The 15,130-nt window shown below is 71.0% G+C and carries 14 protein-coding genes and 1 pseudogene; 6 read left to right on the forward strand and 9 right to left on the reverse strand.

The window, feature by feature from the left end:
- Nucleotides 1–2: 2 nt before the first annotated feature.
- The 6 genes from FY549_RS14730 to FY549_RS14755 all read right to left on the reverse strand — a co-directional run bounded on the left by FY549_RS14730 (nucleotide 3) and on the right by FY549_RS14755 (nucleotide 4,390).
- On the reverse strand, nucleotides 3–1,124 hold the full coding sequence (locus tag FY549_RS14730; protein ID WP_149085680.1) for an FAD-dependent oxidoreductase: 1,122 nt from the start codon (nucleotides 1,122–1,124) through the stop codon (nucleotides 3–5).
- Complete coding sequence (locus FY549_RS14735) at nucleotides 1,111–1,836, reverse strand: methyltransferase domain-containing protein (protein ID WP_149085681.1); 726 nt, start codon at nucleotides 1,834–1,836, stop codon at nucleotides 1,111–1,113. The genes FY549_RS14730 and FY549_RS14735 overlap by 14 nt, the downstream gene beginning before the upstream one ends.
- On the reverse strand, nucleotides 1,833–2,990 hold the full coding sequence (locus FY549_RS14740; RefSeq protein WP_262380985.1) for a type III polyketide synthase: 1,158 nt from the start codon (nucleotides 2,988–2,990) through the stop codon (nucleotides 1,833–1,835). Before FY549_RS14740 ends, FY549_RS14735 begins: the two co-directional genes overlap by 4 nt.
- A gap of 62 nt (nucleotides 2,991–3,052) precedes the next feature.
- Nucleotides 3,053–3,667 carry a CYTH domain-containing protein gene (locus FY549_RS14745; RefSeq protein WP_149085682.1) on the reverse strand — a complete coding sequence of 205 codons (615 nt, stop codon included), beginning with the start codon at nucleotides 3,665–3,667 and terminating at the stop codon, nucleotides 3,053–3,055.
- On the reverse strand, nucleotides 3,660–3,872 hold the full coding sequence (locus FY549_RS14750; protein ID WP_149085683.1) for a response regulator: 213 nt from the start codon (nucleotides 3,870–3,872) through the stop codon (nucleotides 3,660–3,662). The genes FY549_RS14745 and FY549_RS14750 overlap by 8 nt, the downstream gene beginning before the upstream one ends.
- Before the next feature lie 47 nt (nucleotides 3,873–3,919).
- Nucleotides 3,920–4,390: a prepilin peptidase gene (locus FY549_RS14755; protein WP_149085684.1), complete on the reverse strand. Its 471-nt coding sequence runs from the start codon at nucleotides 4,388–4,390 to the stop codon at nucleotides 3,920–3,922.
- A gap of 130 nt (nucleotides 4,391–4,520) precedes the next feature.
- Here FY549_RS14755 and FY549_RS14760 point away from each other — a divergent pair, with 130 nt between their 5' ends.
- The 4 genes and pseudogenes from FY549_RS14760 (at nucleotide 4,521) to FY549_RS14770 (ending at nucleotide 10,297) form a co-directional block, all read left to right on the forward strand.
- Entirely contained in the window at nucleotides 4,521–5,306 is a 786-nt protein-coding gene (locus FY549_RS14760) for a hypothetical protein (RefSeq protein ID WP_149085685.1), read from the forward strand.
- Nucleotides 5,303–5,692 (forward strand): annotated as a pseudogene (locus FY549_RS16870) (DNA polymerase Y family protein); the annotation flags it as partial. The gene FY549_RS14760 and the pseudogene FY549_RS16870, both read left to right, overlap by 4 nt.
- 244 nt (nucleotides 5,693–5,936) lie before the next feature.
- Nucleotides 5,937–6,842, forward strand: coding sequence for a hypothetical protein (locus FY549_RS16875; protein WP_316247133.1), 906 nt, complete (start codon nucleotides 5,937–5,939; stop codon nucleotides 6,840–6,842).
- Nucleotides 6,842–10,297, forward strand: coding sequence for an error-prone DNA polymerase (locus FY549_RS14770; RefSeq protein ID WP_149085686.1), 3,456 nt, complete (start codon nucleotides 6,842–6,844; stop codon nucleotides 10,295–10,297). The genes FY549_RS16875 and FY549_RS14770 overlap by 1 nt, the downstream gene beginning before the upstream one ends.
- 9 nt (nucleotides 10,298–10,306) lie before the next feature.
- On the opposite strand, the gene FY549_RS14775 is transcribed toward FY549_RS14770, so the two are convergent.
- Nucleotides 10,307–10,687, reverse strand: coding sequence for a hypothetical protein (locus FY549_RS14775; RefSeq protein WP_149085687.1), 381 nt, complete (start codon nucleotides 10,685–10,687; stop codon nucleotides 10,307–10,309).
- A 386-nt stretch (nucleotides 10,688–11,073) separates the two neighbouring features.
- Complete coding sequence (locus FY549_RS14780; RefSeq protein ID WP_149085688.1) at nucleotides 11,074–11,289, reverse strand: hypothetical protein; 216 nt, start codon at nucleotides 11,287–11,289, stop codon at nucleotides 11,074–11,076.
- Between the two features lie 84 nt (nucleotides 11,290–11,373).
- Here FY549_RS14780 and FY549_RS14785 point away from each other — a divergent pair, with 84 nt between their 5' ends.
- Nucleotides 11,374–12,237, forward strand: coding sequence for a DUF72 domain-containing protein (locus FY549_RS14785; protein WP_149085689.1), 864 nt, complete (start codon nucleotides 11,374–11,376; stop codon nucleotides 12,235–12,237).
- A 21-nt stretch (nucleotides 12,238–12,258) separates the two neighbouring features.
- Here the strand turns inward: FY549_RS14785 and FY549_RS14790 are convergent, their stop codons facing one another.
- Nucleotides 12,259–12,840 (reverse strand): NADPH-dependent FMN reductase, encoded by a 582-nt coding sequence (locus FY549_RS14790; RefSeq protein WP_187614882.1) that lies wholly within the window; start codon nucleotides 12,838–12,840, stop codon nucleotides 12,259–12,261.
- 129 nt (nucleotides 12,841–12,969) lie between these two features.
- Between FY549_RS14790 and helR the strand changes: the two genes are divergently transcribed.
- On the forward strand, nucleotides 12,970–15,099 hold the full coding sequence (gene helR / locus FY549_RS14795; protein ID WP_200838771.1) for an RNA polymerase recycling motor ATPase HelR: 2,130 nt from the start codon (nucleotides 12,970–12,972) through the stop codon (nucleotides 15,097–15,099).
- Nucleotides 15,100–15,130: the final 31 nt, after the last annotated feature.

The following is a 15,130-nucleotide window of genomic DNA, read 5'->3' on the forward strand; positions in this document are numbered from 1 at the left end:
CGTCAGAGGCCGCGCATGGTGATGAGGCCCGTCGTCCATCCGCTCAGCCCCGAGGAGCCGAGCAGACGAACCAGTCCCTCCCGAGCGGCGACGACCGGCGCGCTGGCCGGAGCGCCCATCGCCATGAAGAACGCGGAACGACGATGCGCCTTCCGCGCGCTCCGGCGGACCTCGCGGGCGAAGCCGTCCAGGACAGGGACGGCGCTGCGGTCGGTCCGGCGCAGCGCCGCCGCGAGCCGGACCGCATCCGTCCAGCCGAGATTCATGCCCTGGCCGCCGATCGGGCTCACCTCGTGGGCAGCGTCGCCGAGCAGGACGATCCGCCCGCGATGCAGCCGCCGCGCCGCGTGTTGGGCGGCACGGAACGAGGACACCGGTGCCGCCGGGTCGACGATAACCCGCTCCCCCGTGCGTTGCGCGACGACATCGGCGAGCTCGGCAGCCGAGGCGACGGTCCGGCCCGGACTCTGCCGCACCACCCAGCGACGCCGGCCGCCCGGCAGCGGGAAGGATTCCACGAGACCGTCCGGTTCGAAGAACAACACCGCCCGGGTGTCGTCCGCCGGTGCATCCGCGTCGAGCATCGCGTAATCCGCGCTCCCGGACCTGGGAAGCCATCCGACGCCGAACGCGGCACGCAGCGGGCTCCGCACGCCGTCGGCGACCACCACCATCGAAGCGGTCTCCTCGCGCACCCCGTCAGGAGCATCGACCCGGACCCGCACGAACGGGCCCTCGTCGCGCACCGACCGGACGGTCGCTCCGAGGTCCAGGCCATCGGGTCGCAGCGATCCGAGGCGCCCGCGCAGCAGCTCCTCCGTCCGCGGCTGCGCGAGGGTGAGGATCGGACGGTCCGCGGTGAAGGTCAGTGACGCGAGTCGTCGTCCGCGGCTCCGGACCTCCCCGCCGGACAGCGGGAGCGCCTCGGAACGGACGTCGAGTCCCACTCCCGCGGCGTCCAGGGCATCGAGCCCGGGCCGGTGGATACCGATCGCCCGTGTCCGCGTCCCCGGCTCGGCGCGACGCTCGCACACCCGCACTCGGCGGCCGTCCTGCGCCACGAGGCAGGCGAGGAGCAGGCCGACCGGTCCACCGCCGACTACGAGCACGTCATGATCGGCCATCCGCAGCCTCCCAGCGGACTTCGAGCCGCGCCGGCAGGTGCGACCGCACCTCCCAGCCGGACGGGACCGCCGCGGCGAGCTCGGACCGGGTGTAGGAGCGCCGGATGCTGAGGAGACCGTCGACCCGGATGAAGGACCCCGCGAGGACGTTCCGCGCGAAGGGCCAGGTGCCCGCTGCGAAGGCGGTGTAGGCCAGACGGCTGCGGGCGATGTCGTGGTGGGAGACGAGTCCACGGGATCCGGCGAGGACCCGGGAGTCGTCGAGTACCGAGCGCAGCTCCGCGGAGCCGAGATGGTGGAGGACGTGGTTGGACAGCACCACGTCGTAGGCGTCACCCTCCGCCACGAGGTCGCTGGAGAAGGCGTGGCGGTACCGGATGCCCGCGCCGTCGTCGTGCGCGGAGGCCCAGCGGATCGCGCGCTCGTCGGCGTCGAGAGCCGTGATGTCCGCCTCGAGGCCGTCGCGACGCAACCGCCGCACCAGGTCGCGGCACAGATCTCCCCCGCCGGCGCCGATGTCCAGGACCCGCAGTCGGCCGCCCTCGGACGCGCGGGGACGGATGTCGTGACGGTAGAGGCGTCCCGGCCGGGAGACGACCGCGTTGACCATGCCGAAGCGCCGATACGTGCGGCCGAGCGCTTCTTCGTCCGCGGCCGGGTCGTCCATGAGCTCGACGACATCCAGCGCGCGCGCCGAGAGGTCGACGCTCACGAGGCGGCGGCGACCACGGTCAGCAGCGCGCTCTCGGCGGTGAGCCCCGGTCCGAAGGCCATCGCCGCCACGCGGTCGCCAGGGGCCGCGTTCTCCTGTTCCAGGATGCGCTTGAGCACGAACAGCACCGTCGCGCTGGACATGTTCCCGTTCTCCCGCAGCGTCTCCCGCGCGGGTCGCAGCTGGGCGTCACTCAGCGCCAGCCGCTCCTGCACGCGGTCGAGGATGCTCCGCCCGCCGGGGTGGATGGCCCAGTGGCGCACCCGGTCGCCCACCCGCCCCGCGGCGAAGGCCTCCGCCAGGCCGTCTTCCCGACCGTAGAGCGGCGCGAGGGCGCCGATGATCGACTCGCCGATGATCTGCGGCACGGCGGTCGAGAGGATCATCTCGAACCCGGAGTCGCCGATCGTCCACGCCATGTCGTCCACGCCCTCCGGAACGATCGCGGTGTGGAAGCCGTCGAGCCGGAGCGCGGGGACGGTCGTGGGAAGATCGCGCGCCGTGACGATCCCGGCGGCCGCTCCGTCCGCGAAGAGGGAGGACGCCACGATGGTGTCCGGGTCCTCCGACGAGCGCAGATGCAGGGTACACAGCTCCACGCTCACGACCAGGACGACCGCATTCTCATCGGCCGCACAGAACTGCCCGGCGGCGCGGAGCGCCGGCATGGAGGCGTAGCAGCCCATGAAGCCCAGGTGGTAGCGCTGCACGGCATCGGACAGCCCGAGCCCTCGCACGATCTCATATTCGGGGCCCGGGGCGTGGAAACCCGTGCAGGAGACGGTGATCACGTGCGTCACATCCGCCGGTGTCAGATCGGGATCGGCATCGAGGGCCCGCCGCGCCACTTCGACGAAGAGGCGGGAGGCCTCACGTGTGTAGATGTCGTTGCGCGCTTTGGTGCCGGGCGCGAGCAGCCGTCCGGAACCGCGGTCGAAGAAGACGGGGTCCGTCGTCTCCGAGTCGAGAGACAGCTCGCCGATCACGGTGTGCCGGGAGTCGATGCCAGACACGTTGAACGACGTCGCCACAATGCGTTGCGCGAGCCGTCCGAGTTCCGGCTGGGAAGCGAACACATCGCGCACCTGCTCCTGCACGAGGACGGTCTCGGGGACGATCGTCTGCAGCGATCGGAGCACGGGTGTTCGACTCATGTGGTCACTCAATCACCCCGGAAGAGCGTGCGGAAAGGGGTTGCGTCGGGACCTGTCGCCGCCTAGAAGCCGAGAGCCCTCGCGAGCTTCGAATCGGAACCGGCGTCGCGGCCGCCCGCCGCGCGCACCGCACGCTCGACCGCGGCGAAGAACACCGCGCGACCGGTCTCGTCCGACGGTGCCGCCGGTCCGAGTTCGATCTCCCACTCACGCCATGTGCGGCGCGTGCCGCCGCGCAGGTCGGTGGCACGCACTTGATCGTCGACGAACTCCGCCACGACGCCTCCCGGTCCGGTGAGCAGGTAGGCCGTCCGGTCGTTCTCGATGCGTGCGAGAGGCTCCAGGGGTGCGGTCGTCCACGCGGCGATGGCCTCGAGCACCGCGGCCGGAATCCGCTCGTCGGCGTCGAGGGGCCAGCCCAGTTCGAGGCGCCCGTCGCCCTGCCGAGGGCCCTTGACGTGCCAGCCCTCGTCGGGGCCGCCGGAGCGACGACGCAGCGCGACACCGGCACGGGCCAGCGTCCCGTCCGCAGTGTCCAGATAGCGGGCGTCGAGGGCTCGGTGCTCTCCGGGCGAGACGGTATCCACGCCAGGGACCGCCGTCCAGTCCGGCAGCGGGGTGCCGTCGTCGACGTCGTACTTGCGCTCGACCTCGACGGTGCGGGAGGGCTCAGTCATCCTCGAGCGTGAGGTCCTCGAGGGACTCCTCGAACCAGTAGTCGATCTCGGTGGGGCCGTCGCCCTCGCCGGTGTTCAGCGGCTCGCCGCGGCGGTTGTAGACCACCTGCGTCTCGCTGTAGGGGACGATCAGCTTGTCGTCCGCGTCGTCGAGGGGGATGATCTGCCCGTCCAGCGGGCCGCCGTGAAGTCGTGCGAGTGCCATGTGCTCAGGGTAGCGCCGGCCTCCCTCTTTCGTCGCGACCCGCGCGGTCAGCCGCCGAGGACGCCGAGGATCGCTCCGGCGATCATCCACGGGCCGAAGGCGATGCGGGTCTTCCGGTCGGCTCGTCCGCCGGCGAGGAGCACGAGCGCATAGAGCGCTCCGAGCACGAAGGCGGACGAGGCGCCGAGAACGAAGGCGTTCCAGCCGTGCCACCCCAGGAGCAGGCCGATCACGAGGGCGAGCTTCACGTCTCCTCCCCCCATGCCCGCGTGGCTGAGGGACCGCAGCACCGCATAGAAGCCGCCGAGTCCGAGGGAGCAGAGCAGGCCTCGACCGAAGGGGGCCGCATCCCCGGTGACGACCGCGTCCACCGCGGTGACGACGAGCAGCAGGGCCAGGGTGGGCAGCACGATGCGGTTCGGGAGCCGGTGGGTGCGGGCGTCGATCACGGTCAGCAGGACGCCGACCGCGAGGAGCCCGCCATGCACCAGCCCCAGGAGGGCGAGGCGGATGTCCATCACGGCAGGTTAGGGAGATTCCGGGGCGGCGATGAGGGGCCTGTGGACAACCGCCTCCCGATGTCCGATGTACGAACTAGCGTCAGTCTCGTCACTTGATTTATTCGTACATATCTTCGAGGATGGATGCATGGGGATCGGGCTCGATGCGATGACCGCGCTCTCTCCGACCAGCGACACCCGCGCCGGAGAGGTGCTGCGGCTGCGTCGCGAGATCAGCCGGATGCAGCGCCGGCGCAGCGAACACACGCTCCTCCCCCTCGACCCCGCCTTCGCCGCACTGCTACCGGAGGAGGGACTGCAGACGGGCACCTCGTACACCGTCACCCCTTCGCCCGCTCTCGTGCTCGCGCTGCTCAGCGCCGCCTCGGGTCGAGGACACTGGTGCGCGGTGATCGGCATGCCCACCCTCGGGGTGGAAGCCGCTGCCGCCTACGGCATCGATCTGAGCCGGCTGATCCTCGTCCCCGATCCCGGAGACCGCTGGCTCGCGGCCACCTCCGCCCTGGCGGAGGTGGTGCCCCTCATCGTCGTGCAGCCCACGACGAGAGCTCGTGACGCCGATGTCTCCCGACTGAGCGCCCGTCTGCGCGACCGCGGATCCACCCTGTTGGTGGCAGAGGAGCCGGGTGCTGGACGATGGGCGCAGAGCGAGGGGACCATCCGCCTCCATGATCCCGACTGGCACGGACTCGGTGAAGGGTGGGGACTCCTCTCGGACTGCACGGTGACGGTCACCGCGCGGACCAGGCACAGCCCTCGCGCGTCGAGCGTACGCGTGCGGCTGCCCGGCGGTCAGGGAGCAGTGGAGACCACGGCCGCAGAGCTGACCGCCCTGCCCTCCCTCGCCCCCTCGGTGACGGATTCCGCTACGACCGGACCGTCCGAGCTTCTCTACTGGGCGGAGGCGGGATGAACGCCCCTCTCCGCGTCCTCGTCCTCTGGTTCCCCGACTGGCCGCTGCGCGCGGTGCTGGGCGGCGAGCAGCCACACCCGCCGACGGCTCTGGTGCAGGCGAACACGGTCGTCGCCTGCAGCGCCTCGGCCCGCGCGCACGGCGTCCGCATCGGTCAGCGCCGCCGAGTCGCCCAGGGCCTCCTCTCGTCCTTGCAGGTCCTCCCGCACGACGCCGAGAGGGACGAGCGTGCCTTCGGCCCCGTGCTGCAGCTCATCGAGAAGCACGCACCGGGGGTCACGCTGCTGCGCCCCGGTCTCGCGATCCTCCGCGCCCGCGGCATCGCCCGCTATCACGGCGGAGAGGCCCAGGCGGCGGCGGCGCTGGCCTCCGTCCTCGCCGCGGCCGGCTTCCCCGAAGTGCGGGTGGGCGTCGCCGACGGCCCCTTCACCGCCGAGATCGCGGCCCGCGGCACGGCGTCCTGCACCGTCGTCCCACCCGGCGCATCCCGAGAGTTCCTGGCCCCCTATCCCGTGCAGGTGCTCCGCGACGAGCGGATCAGCGATCTCCTCCTCCGGCTCGGCGTGCGGACTCTCGGCGAGTTCACCGCGCTGGCCCCTCTCGACGTCCGCGATCGCTTCGGCGAGCACGGTGCCCGCCTGCAAGCCCTCGCGGCCGGCGCCGACTCCCGCCCTCTGGCTCCCCCGCCCGCCGGATCCCGAGCTGGCCAGGACCATCGAATTCGAATCCCCTCTCGGCGGCGCCGACCAGGTGGCCTTCGCCGTGCGGCAGACGGCCGATGCCGTGATGCTCGCTCTGGCGGACGCCTCCCTGGTGTGCACGGAAGTGCGGATCGACCTGACCGACGACGACGGCGTTGTCCACTCCCGCACCTGGCTGCACCCGACGAGCTTCGACGCCGCCGACCTCGTGGACCGCGTGCGCTGGCAATTGGAGGCCTTGGCCGCCGTGACCGCCCGAGAGCCCGTTGACGAGGCGAGGGCGTTCGGGGGCATCGTGGCCGCACGCCTTCTCCCCGTCGCCGTGGATGACGCAGCCCACCACCAACCGGGGCTCTTCGGCTCGGGCACCGATGAGCGCCTGCATCACGCGGTCTCGCGGGTGCAGACCATGCTGGGGCATCAGGGCGTCGTCACCGCCGCCCTCTCCGGCGGACGCTGGCTCGCCGATCGTCAGGTGCTCACGCCGTGGGGCGAGCGCGCGGTGCCACCTCGTGATCCGCGCTCCCCCTGGCCGGGGAGCCTCCCCGACCCTCTGCCCTCCGAGGTGTTCCGACCACCGCGCCCCATCGGCGTGGTCGCTGCGGACGGCAGCCCGATCGACATCGACGATCGGGGCACTCTCACACACGACCCCGCCCGCATCGACGGCGCCGGCGTGCAAGCCTGGGCCGGCCCGTGGCCCGTGCACGAGCGGCGCTGGAGCGCGGGCGGCGGCAAACGAGGACACCGGCTCCAGATCGTCGACGACCGGGATCGCGCCTGGCTGGTCTTCCTGGCCGGAGAACGTTGGTGGGCCGAAGGGAGGTACCGCTGATGGGCTGGCACAACCCGCCGTTGACCTGGGATCAGCTCGAACGCACCCTCAGCGGAGAGCCCGCTCCGGGATCCGCACCCGCGCCGCCCGGGCTTCGACCTGACCCCGGTCCGGTGAGCCGGCCACGGAAGCGCGTCCCCCCTGTCCTCCCCGAGCGTCCTGAGGAGGCGGTGCCCTATGCCGAGCTGCACGCACATTCCTCCTACTCGTTCCTCGACGGGGCGTCCTCCCCCGAAGACCTCCTCGCGGAGGCCGAGCGTCTCGGTCTGAGCGCTCTCGCCCTCACCGACCACGACGGGTTCTACGGCGCCGCCCGCTTCGCGGAGCTGGCGGAGCTCATGGAACTGCGGCTGCAGACCGTGTACGGCGCCGAGCTCTCGCTCGACCTCCCCTCCTCCCCGCAGGGGGCTGCCGATCCCGCGGGCTCGCATCTGCTCGTGCTCGCTCGGGGCCTCGAGGGATACCACCGGCTGTCGGGCGCGATCACGGCGGCCCAGCTGCGCGGCGGGGAGAAGGGACGCCCGGTCTACGACCTCGACGACCTCGCCGCGACCGCCGACGGGCACTGGACCATCCTGACCGGCTGTCGCAAAGGCGCGGTACGGCGAGGGCTCGAGGCCGGAGACGCCGCCGCACCGCTGCGCCGTCTCGTCGACCTCTTCGGGAACGACAACGTCGCCGTCGAGCTCTTCGACCACGGCGATCCGCTGGACACGCGGCGCAATGACGCCCTCGCGGACCTCGCCGACCGGATGCGACTCCCCGTCGTGGCGACCAACAACGTGCACTACGCCCGGCCGGACCAGGCGCCGCTCGCCGAGGCGGTGGCCGCGGTCCGAGCGGTCCGGAGTATGGACGAGCTCGACGGCTGGCTGCCGGCCCACGGCGGAGCGCACCTGCGCAGCGGAGCGGAGATGACGGCACGCTTCCGGCGATATCCCGGCGCGATCTCCCACGGACTGGAGCTGGCGGCGGCTTCCGCTTTCCCGTTGCGGATGGCGCGCCCCGCTCTCCCCCGACAGGACGTACCGGCGGGGCACACACCGATGAGCTGGCTGCGGAAGCTGGTCTGGGATGCGGTCCCCACGAAGTATCCGCGACTGGATGAGGATGGTCATCGGCGCATCGAGCGCGAGCTCGACGTGATCGAGGAGAAGGACTTCCCCGGATACTTCCTCATCGTGCACGGCATCGTGGCGGAGGCCCGGCGCCGCGGCATCCTCTGCCAGGGGCGAGGATCCGCGGCCGCAAGCGCGGTCTGCTACCTGCTGGGCATCACCGCGGTCGACCCGATCCTCTACCGTCTCCCCTTCGAGCGCTTCCTCGCCACCACCCGTACGGAGGAACCGGACATCGACGTGGACTTCGACTCGCGGCGACGGGAGGAGATCATCCAGTGGGTCTATCGGGAGTACGGCAGGGAGCGAGCGGCTCAGGTGGCGAACGTCATCCAGTACCGGCCGAAGAACGCGGTCCGCGACATGGCCAGGGCGCTCGGGCATTCGCCGGGACAACAGGACTCCTGGTCGCGGCAGGTGGACGGCTGGGGCTCGGGGCTCGAACCCGTCGAGGGGCACGACATCCCCGACACCGTGCTCGACTATGCGGGCGAGCTGCTGAAGGCGCCGCGGCACCTGGGGATCCACTCGGGCGGCATGGTGCTCACGGCCCGCCCGGTCGGCGAGGTGGTTCCGGTGGAGCACGCGCGCATGGAGGACCGCACCGTGATCCAGTGGGACAAGGACGACGCCGCCTTCATGGGATTGGTGAAGTTCGATCTGCTGGGTCTGGGCATGCTGGCGGCACTGCAGCACTGCTTCGATCTGGTCAGGGAAGCGACGGGCGAAGAGTGGACGCTGGAGACCCTGCCGAAGGAGGAGGCGGGTGTCTACGACATGCTCTGCCGGGCCGACTCGATCGGCGTCTTCCAAGTGGAGTCCCGCGCACAGATCGGGCTGCTCCCCCGGCTGCAGCCGCGGCGCTTCTACGACCTCGCGATCCAGATCGCCCTCATCCGCCCCGGGCCCATCCAGGGGGGAGCCGTCCACCCGTTCGTCCGGCGGAAGATGGCGAAGGACAAGGTGGACGAGGCGAACAGGGTGCGGGAGGCCAAGGGCGAGCCCCTCGAGGAGTTCCCCATCCCGTACCCGCACCACGACCTCGAGGACATCCTCGCGCGGACCCTGGGCATCCCCATCTTCCAGGAGCAGCTCATCCAGATGGCCACGGCTGTCGGCGACTGCACGGCCGATGAGGCGGACCTGCTGCGCAGGGCGATGGGATCGAAGCGGGGTCTGGAGAAGATCGAGAAGGTCAGGGACAAGCTGTACGCGGGGATGGCCCGTCGCGGTCTCGTCGACGAGGCCGCGGACCGCATCTACGCACAGATCCAGGCGTTCTCGAACTTCGGCTTCGCTGAGTCGCATTCGTTGTCCTTCGCCCTGCTCGTCTACGCGAGCTCGTGGCTCAAGCTGCACTACCCGGCCGCCTTCCTGGCGGGTCTGCTGCGGTCGCAGCCGATGGGCTTCTATTCCCCAGCGACCCTCACGGCGGATGCCCGTCGGCACGGCGTGGAGGTCCGCCGCCCCGATCTCCACCGCTCCGCTGCCACCGAGACTCTCGAGCCGCTCACCCCGGACGCCGCCGGAGCCACCGGGCGGCCCGACTGCCTGGTCGATCCTCAGCCACCCGTCCACCGTTTCGATCGGAGCGCACCGGATGAATCCGCCGCGCACCGCCGGGACGGACGATTCGCGGTGCGCCTGGGGCTCAGCGGCATCCGTGGGATCGGGGTGCCGCTGGCGGAGCGCATCGTCGCCGAGCGCGAGGCGAACGGCCCCTACCGCGACCTGCACGATCTCGTTCGCCGGACCGACGCCACGGCTGCTCAACTGGAGGCCCTCGCCACCGCCGGGGCCTTCGCCTGCCTCGGGTTAGAGCGCCGGGAGGCGATCTGGCTCGCCGGCGCGGCGGCGGAGGATCGCTCCCGGTTCCTCCCGGGAACCACGGTGGCGGTGCAGCCGCCGCTGTTCGCCGATCAGACCAGCTACGAGCGGCTCTCGGCGGATCTCTGGGCCACGGGCATCTCCACCGACGACCACCCGATGACGCACTTCCGCGCGGAGCTGAGGGCGCGGGGCGTCCTGACGGCTGCGGATCTGCAGCGGCACGAATCCGGTAGACGCGTGGAGGTGGCAGGTCTCGTCACCCACCGGCAACGACCCGCTACCGCCGCCGGGGTCACCTTCATCAACCTCGAGGACGAGAGCGGCCTCGTGAACGTGATCTGCTCCACCGGAGTGTGGGGCCGCTTCGGCCGCATCGCGCGGGAGTCTCCGGCACTCATCATCCGCGGAATCCTCGAGCGTTCTCCGGAGGGCGTGGTCAACGTGCTCGCCGACGCCTTCGAGGATCTCCGCACCGGGGTCACGCACCGCTCACGGGACTTCCGATGATGCCGGAGGTCACCAGAAACGTTCGGGCGCCTCCGGCACTGGGCGATCGGTGCCACCCCAGCGGTCGGCCTCGGCCTTCGCCGCGTTGACAGCTGCATCGGCTCCACGCAGAGCGATCCCGGCACCGCTGTTCGACGGCCCGATCGGGTCGATGAGCAGTGACGTCCGCGGCGCACCCCCCACCGCCACCGTGCACTCCAGAACGCGACCGATCCAGTGCGTCACCTCGGCGGCCTGGTGCTCGCCGCGACGGTAACGGATGCCCGTGTCGAGATCGACGAGGGACAGGACGACGGGCTCCTCCGTCCGCGGATCGAGGTGCTCGGACACCTCGACGCGGTGCCCGACGGGAAGAGCGACCTGACCGGCGAAGACGAGCAACCTGTCCATTCCTCCACCCTACGGAACACCCACCGCCGAGAACAGAGACCCGGTTGGCGAGAATTTTCGAAGAAATCTTTGTCCCCCAAATGGCGGACACGAGGATTAAGGGATATCCTGCTCTCGTAGCGGGGGCTACCGGCCGACGACTGGGGATTCGGCCGCTGAGACAGCGAGACTTTCGCCGCCTCCCCAACCGTCCGGGAAGGACGGTGAGCCCTCTCGGCAGCACCGGGTTGGGGCGGTCCCGTCGAGAGGGCATACCCCGCGGCTAGCCGCCGCTCCGACGAGCGTCAACCCCCGGGGCAGACACCATCCGCGGGACTACGGTCCTTGCCCATGACGCCCCTTCGCTGTCTCCGACGCCCCTCCGGCGAGCGCGTCGCCGGAAGCGGTCAGTCCTCGGACTCTACGTCGAGGTCGTCGTCGTCGAGCGGCACTTCGATGCGCTGCTCCGCCGCATCCGCAGGGTCCGCCTCGATCGGATACGGTTCCGGCGACGAAGGAGCCGGGACCTCCGGGTCCTCGGGCGTCTCCTCCGCGAGCCGCTCCTGCTCCTGCAGGTCCGCCTCGGGCTTCACATCGTCGATCGGATGGTCAGTGAAGGACATGGCTTCTCCTCCTTCGGTGTGGGTGTCTCCAGCCTGCCGACGTCGAGACGCAGCGGCAAGGGGCTTGACCCCACGGGAGCGTCCATGACGCGGAGAGGTGGTCGAGGTCGGGTTCGCATCGGTGTCTCGGGGTGGCGCTACGCCCGGTGGCGCGGCGACTTCTACCCCCGCGGGCTGCCGCAGCGACGAGAGCTCGAGCACATCGGCTCGCTGTTCCCCACCGTGGAGCTCAACGGATCGTTCTACTCGCTGCAGCGGCCCGACAGCTACCGCCGGTGGGCGGACAGCGTCCCCGAGGACTTCGTGTTCGCGGTCAAGGGCTCGCGCTACGTCAGTCACATGCTGCGGCTGCGGAACGTCGAGCAGGCCCTGGCGAACTTCTTCGCCTCCGGGGTCCTCGCGCTCGGCCCCCGCCTGGGTCCGATCCTCTGGCAGCTCCCCGAGCGTCAGCGCTTCGATGCCGAGCTCCTGGGGACCTTCCTCGACACGCTCCCTCGGACGACCGCAGAGGCCCTCGAGCTCGCACGCCGTCACGACGAGAGGCTCCAGGACAGGGCGTGGCTCGAGATCGACGCCGACCGTCCCCTCCGGTACGCCCTCGAACCGCGTTCCGACTCCTTCGCCGAAGAGCCGAGTCTGCGTCTCCTGCACGACCATGGCACCTCACTCGTGATCGCCGACACCGCCGGGAAGTGGCCCCGGTTCGACGCGCTCACCTCCGGCATCGTCTACATTCGGCTCCACGGCGCGCAGATGCTCTACCACAGCGCATACACCGAGGCTGAGCTGCGGGACTGGGCGACCCTCATCCGCGGCTGGGCCGACGGGACCGGGGCCGGCGATGGGAAGCCGCGAGATGTCTACGTCTACTTCGACAACGACGCGCGGGGACACGCGCCCCACGACGCGTTGGCTCTGGTCAGGCTCGTCGCGGAGGCCTCCCTGTGACGCGGCCTCCGCGAGCGCGGGCTACCGGTCGCCGACGTGGCCCGGAGCGGTGAGCGACAGCACTCGTTCGACGAAGGCCGCGTACTCCTCCATGTAATGCGCGAGGAACTTCTCCGTGTCGGCGTCATGCACCTGGCCGTCCGCGCCGAACACCTCGGGTCGGAACGTGATGTAGGCCTCGGGTGCGTTGAGTTGCGGCGCGTTGAGGAAGCTCAGCACGCTCCGCATCGAGGACTGCATGACCGCCGTGCCGATCGCGCCGGTGGAGGCCCCGATGATCCCGGTGGGTTTGCGGGCGAAGGAGTTGTGCCCCCACGGGCGCGAGCCCCAGTCGATGGCGTTCTTCAGCGCACCGGGGATGGACCGGTTGTACTCCGGTGAGACGAGGAGCAGACCGTCCGAGCCCTCGACCGCGCGTTTGAACGCGGTGACGGCGGACACGGGTTCGAGTTCGTCGTCGCGGTTGTACAGCGGGAGGTCTCGGATGGGGATCTCCACGAGCTCGAGCTCCGGCGGCGCCAGCCGTACGAGGGCCGTGGCGAGGACGCGGTTGATCGAGTCCGATGCGAGGCTGCCGATGAGATAGCCGATCCGGTGGGTCATGATGAGGTCCCCTCGTCTCCCTGCATTTCCAGGATATCGCCGGGATGGGGGCTTGCCACAAGGCCCCCATCGCCGGGCAGAATCGACGGCTCGCGTGCCATCGTGCGCGTTTCCGCGAAGGAGATTCCGGTGCTCGACCCCTTTCACCTTTCCGATCGACATGCCGCGAAGTCGGCGGACCGCCTCATCGCCGCCGACCGCGCTCACCTCCGGCGGCTCGATGCTGCGTTGTCGCGCGAACGGGACGCGCTATCCGCCCGCCTCGCGCTCCTGCGACGGCAGACCGCCGAAGCCGGCGTCACGGCGGTGGAGCGCGACCTCGAGATCCGGCGACTCAGCGCGACGCTGCGGCTCAGGGACCGGTTCGGGATCGACATGTGCCTCGGCCGCATGACGCCGGCCGACGGGCCACCCGTCTACATCGGTCGCAGCGGCGTCTCCGACGCGGACGGCACGCGGCTGCTCGTCGACTGGCGGGCCCCGGCCGCGGAGCCGTACTTCGCCGCCACTTGGGAGGACCCGAAGGGCCTCGTCGCGCGGCGCCGGTATCGCTGGACGGACGGGCGGATCACGGACTACTGGGACGAGGCCCTGTGCCCGGCGGGGCTCACGGACACGGTATCCCTCGACGACCAATCCGCCTTCCTCGCCAGTCTGGACACCGACCGCACGGGGCGGATGCGCGACGTGCTGGCGACGATCCAGGCGGATCAGGACGCGATCGTCCGGGCACCCTCGCCGGGCACCCTCGTCGTGGACGGGGGGCCGGGCACCGGGAAGACCGTCGTCGCGCTGCACCGTGCGGCGCAGCTCCTGTACGCGGAGCCCCGACTCACGAACGGCGCGGGCGGCATGCTCTTCGTGGGGCCGAATGCCCAATACCTCGGGTACGTCGAGGACGTGCTGCCGAGCCTCGGAGAGGACACGGTGCGGCTGTGCACCCTGCGGGACCTCACTCCGGAAGGTGCGACCGCCATCGCCGAGACGGACCCTCGCGTCGCGGCGGCGAAGGAGCGACTGGATCCGGACCGGGTGATCGCGGCGGCGGTCGCGGCCCTGACGAGTCCTCCCCCGCATGCGCTCCGCATCGAGTCGCCGTGGGCCGACCTCTGGGTGGGCAGGGACGACTGGGCCGACCTCTTCGCGACAGCGGATCCGGCAACGCCGCGCAACGAGGCGCGGGATGAGGTCTGGGAGGAGCTCCTGGAGATGCTCGTCGATCAGCTCCCCGACGAGGAGGTCCCCGAGTCCGCGGTTCGCCGATGGCTGCGGCAGGACGACGAGCTCACCGGGACGTTCGTCCGGGCCTGGCCACTCCTCTCGCCTGCGGCTGTGGTCGCGACGCTCTGGGCTTCGCCGGGGCTTCTCGCGCGATGCGCCCCCGGTCTCTCGCCGGAGGATCTGGAAGCCCTGCGTCGCAGCGACGGCGGACCGTGGACGGACGCGGATCTCCCCCTGCTCGACGCGGCGCACCGACGGATCGGGAGTCCCGAGGCCGTGCGAGAGCAGCATCGACGCCAGGCGGCGTCCGCGGCGGTGCAGGACCAGATGTCCGCGGTGGTCCAGCACCTGGTGGCGAGCGACGACAGCGAGATGAAGGTGATGTCCATCCTGCGCGGCCAGGACGCCAGGAACGTGCTCGCCGGAGTGGATGCCCCGGCCCCGCTGCCGCCGGATGAGCTGGCGGGTCCCTTCGGGCACATCGTCGTGGACGAAGCGCAGGAACTGACCGACGCGCAATGGCGCACGCTTCTCGCGCGCTGTCCATCCCGGAGCTTCACGGTCGTGGGCGACCGGGCGCAGGCGCGACGGGAGTTCACGGAGTCCTGGGGCGAGCGCCTGGAGCGCCTCGGGCTGCGGGACGTGCGCGTCGCCTCGCTGCGGGTGAACTACCGCACGCCCGCCGAGGTGATGGCGGTGGCCGGCCCCGCGATCCGCGAAGCCCTGCCGGATGCGAACGTCCCCTCGTCGGTGCGAGAGAGCGGTATCCCGATCCGCCACGGTGGGCTCGGCGAGGTGGACGACGTGCTGGATGCCTGGCTGGCCTCGCACCCGGACGGGGTGGCCGCGGTCATCGGCGACTCGGCGTTCGCACCGCGGCCTCGCGTCCGCGCATTGACGCCGGAAAGTGCCAAGGGGCTGGAGTTCGATCTCGTGGTACTCGTACGGCCGGAAGCGTTCGGCGACGGGCGCATCGGCGCGGTCGACCGCTACGTCGCGATGACCAGGACGACCAGGGAACTCGTCGTGCTGCGGTGACGGTGGGCCTCTGGTCTCGGCCCGCCCGCCG

The sequence above is a fragment of the Microbacterium sp. 1S1 genome, from assembly GCF_008271365.1.
In the GTDB taxonomy this organism is placed as follows: domain Bacteria; phylum Actinomycetota; class Actinomycetes; order Actinomycetales; family Microbacteriaceae; genus Microbacterium.

Bases quoted from the DNA above. Each gene is read 5' to 3' on its own strand.
- FY549_RS14730 (WP_149085680.1), bottom strand. From the start codon at position 1,124: ATGGCCGATCATGACGTGCTCGTAGTCGGCGGTGGACCGGTCGGCCTG.
- FY549_RS14740 (WP_262380985.1), bottom strand. From the start codon at position 2,990: ATGAGTCGAACACCCGTGCTCCGATCGCTGCAGACGATCGTCCCCGAG.
- FY549_RS14745 (WP_149085682.1), bottom strand. From the start codon at position 3,667: ATGACTGAGCCCTCCCGCACCGTCGAGGTCGAGCGCAAGTACGACGTC.
- FY549_RS14750 (WP_149085683.1), bottom strand. From the start codon at position 3,872: ATGGCACTCGCACGACTTCACGGCGGCCCGCTGGACGGGCAGATCATC.
- FY549_RS14755 (WP_149085684.1), bottom strand. From the start codon at position 4,390: ATGGACATCCGCCTCGCCCTCCTGGGGCTGGTGCATGGCGGGCTCCTC.
- FY549_RS14760 (WP_149085685.1), top strand. From the start codon at position 4,521: ATGGGGATCGGGCTCGATGCGATGACCGCGCTCTCTCCGACCAGCGAC.
- FY549_RS14770 (WP_149085686.1), top strand. From the start codon at position 6,842: ATGGGCTGGCACAACCCGCCGTTGACCTGGGATCAGCTCGAACGCACC.
- FY549_RS14775 (WP_149085687.1), bottom strand. From the start codon at position 10,687: ATGGACAGGTTGCTCGTCTTCGCCGGTCAGGTCGCTCTTCCCGTCGGG.
- FY549_RS14780 (WP_149085688.1), bottom strand. From the start codon at position 11,289: ATGTCCTTCACTGACCATCCGATCGACGATGTGAAGCCCGAGGCGGAC.
- FY549_RS14785 (WP_149085689.1), top strand. From the start codon at position 11,374: ATGACGCGGAGAGGTGGTCGAGGTCGGGTTCGCATCGGTGTCTCGGGG.
- FY549_RS14790 (WP_187614882.1), bottom strand. From the start codon at position 12,840: ATGACCCACCGGATCGGCTATCTCATCGGCAGCCTCGCATCGGACTCG.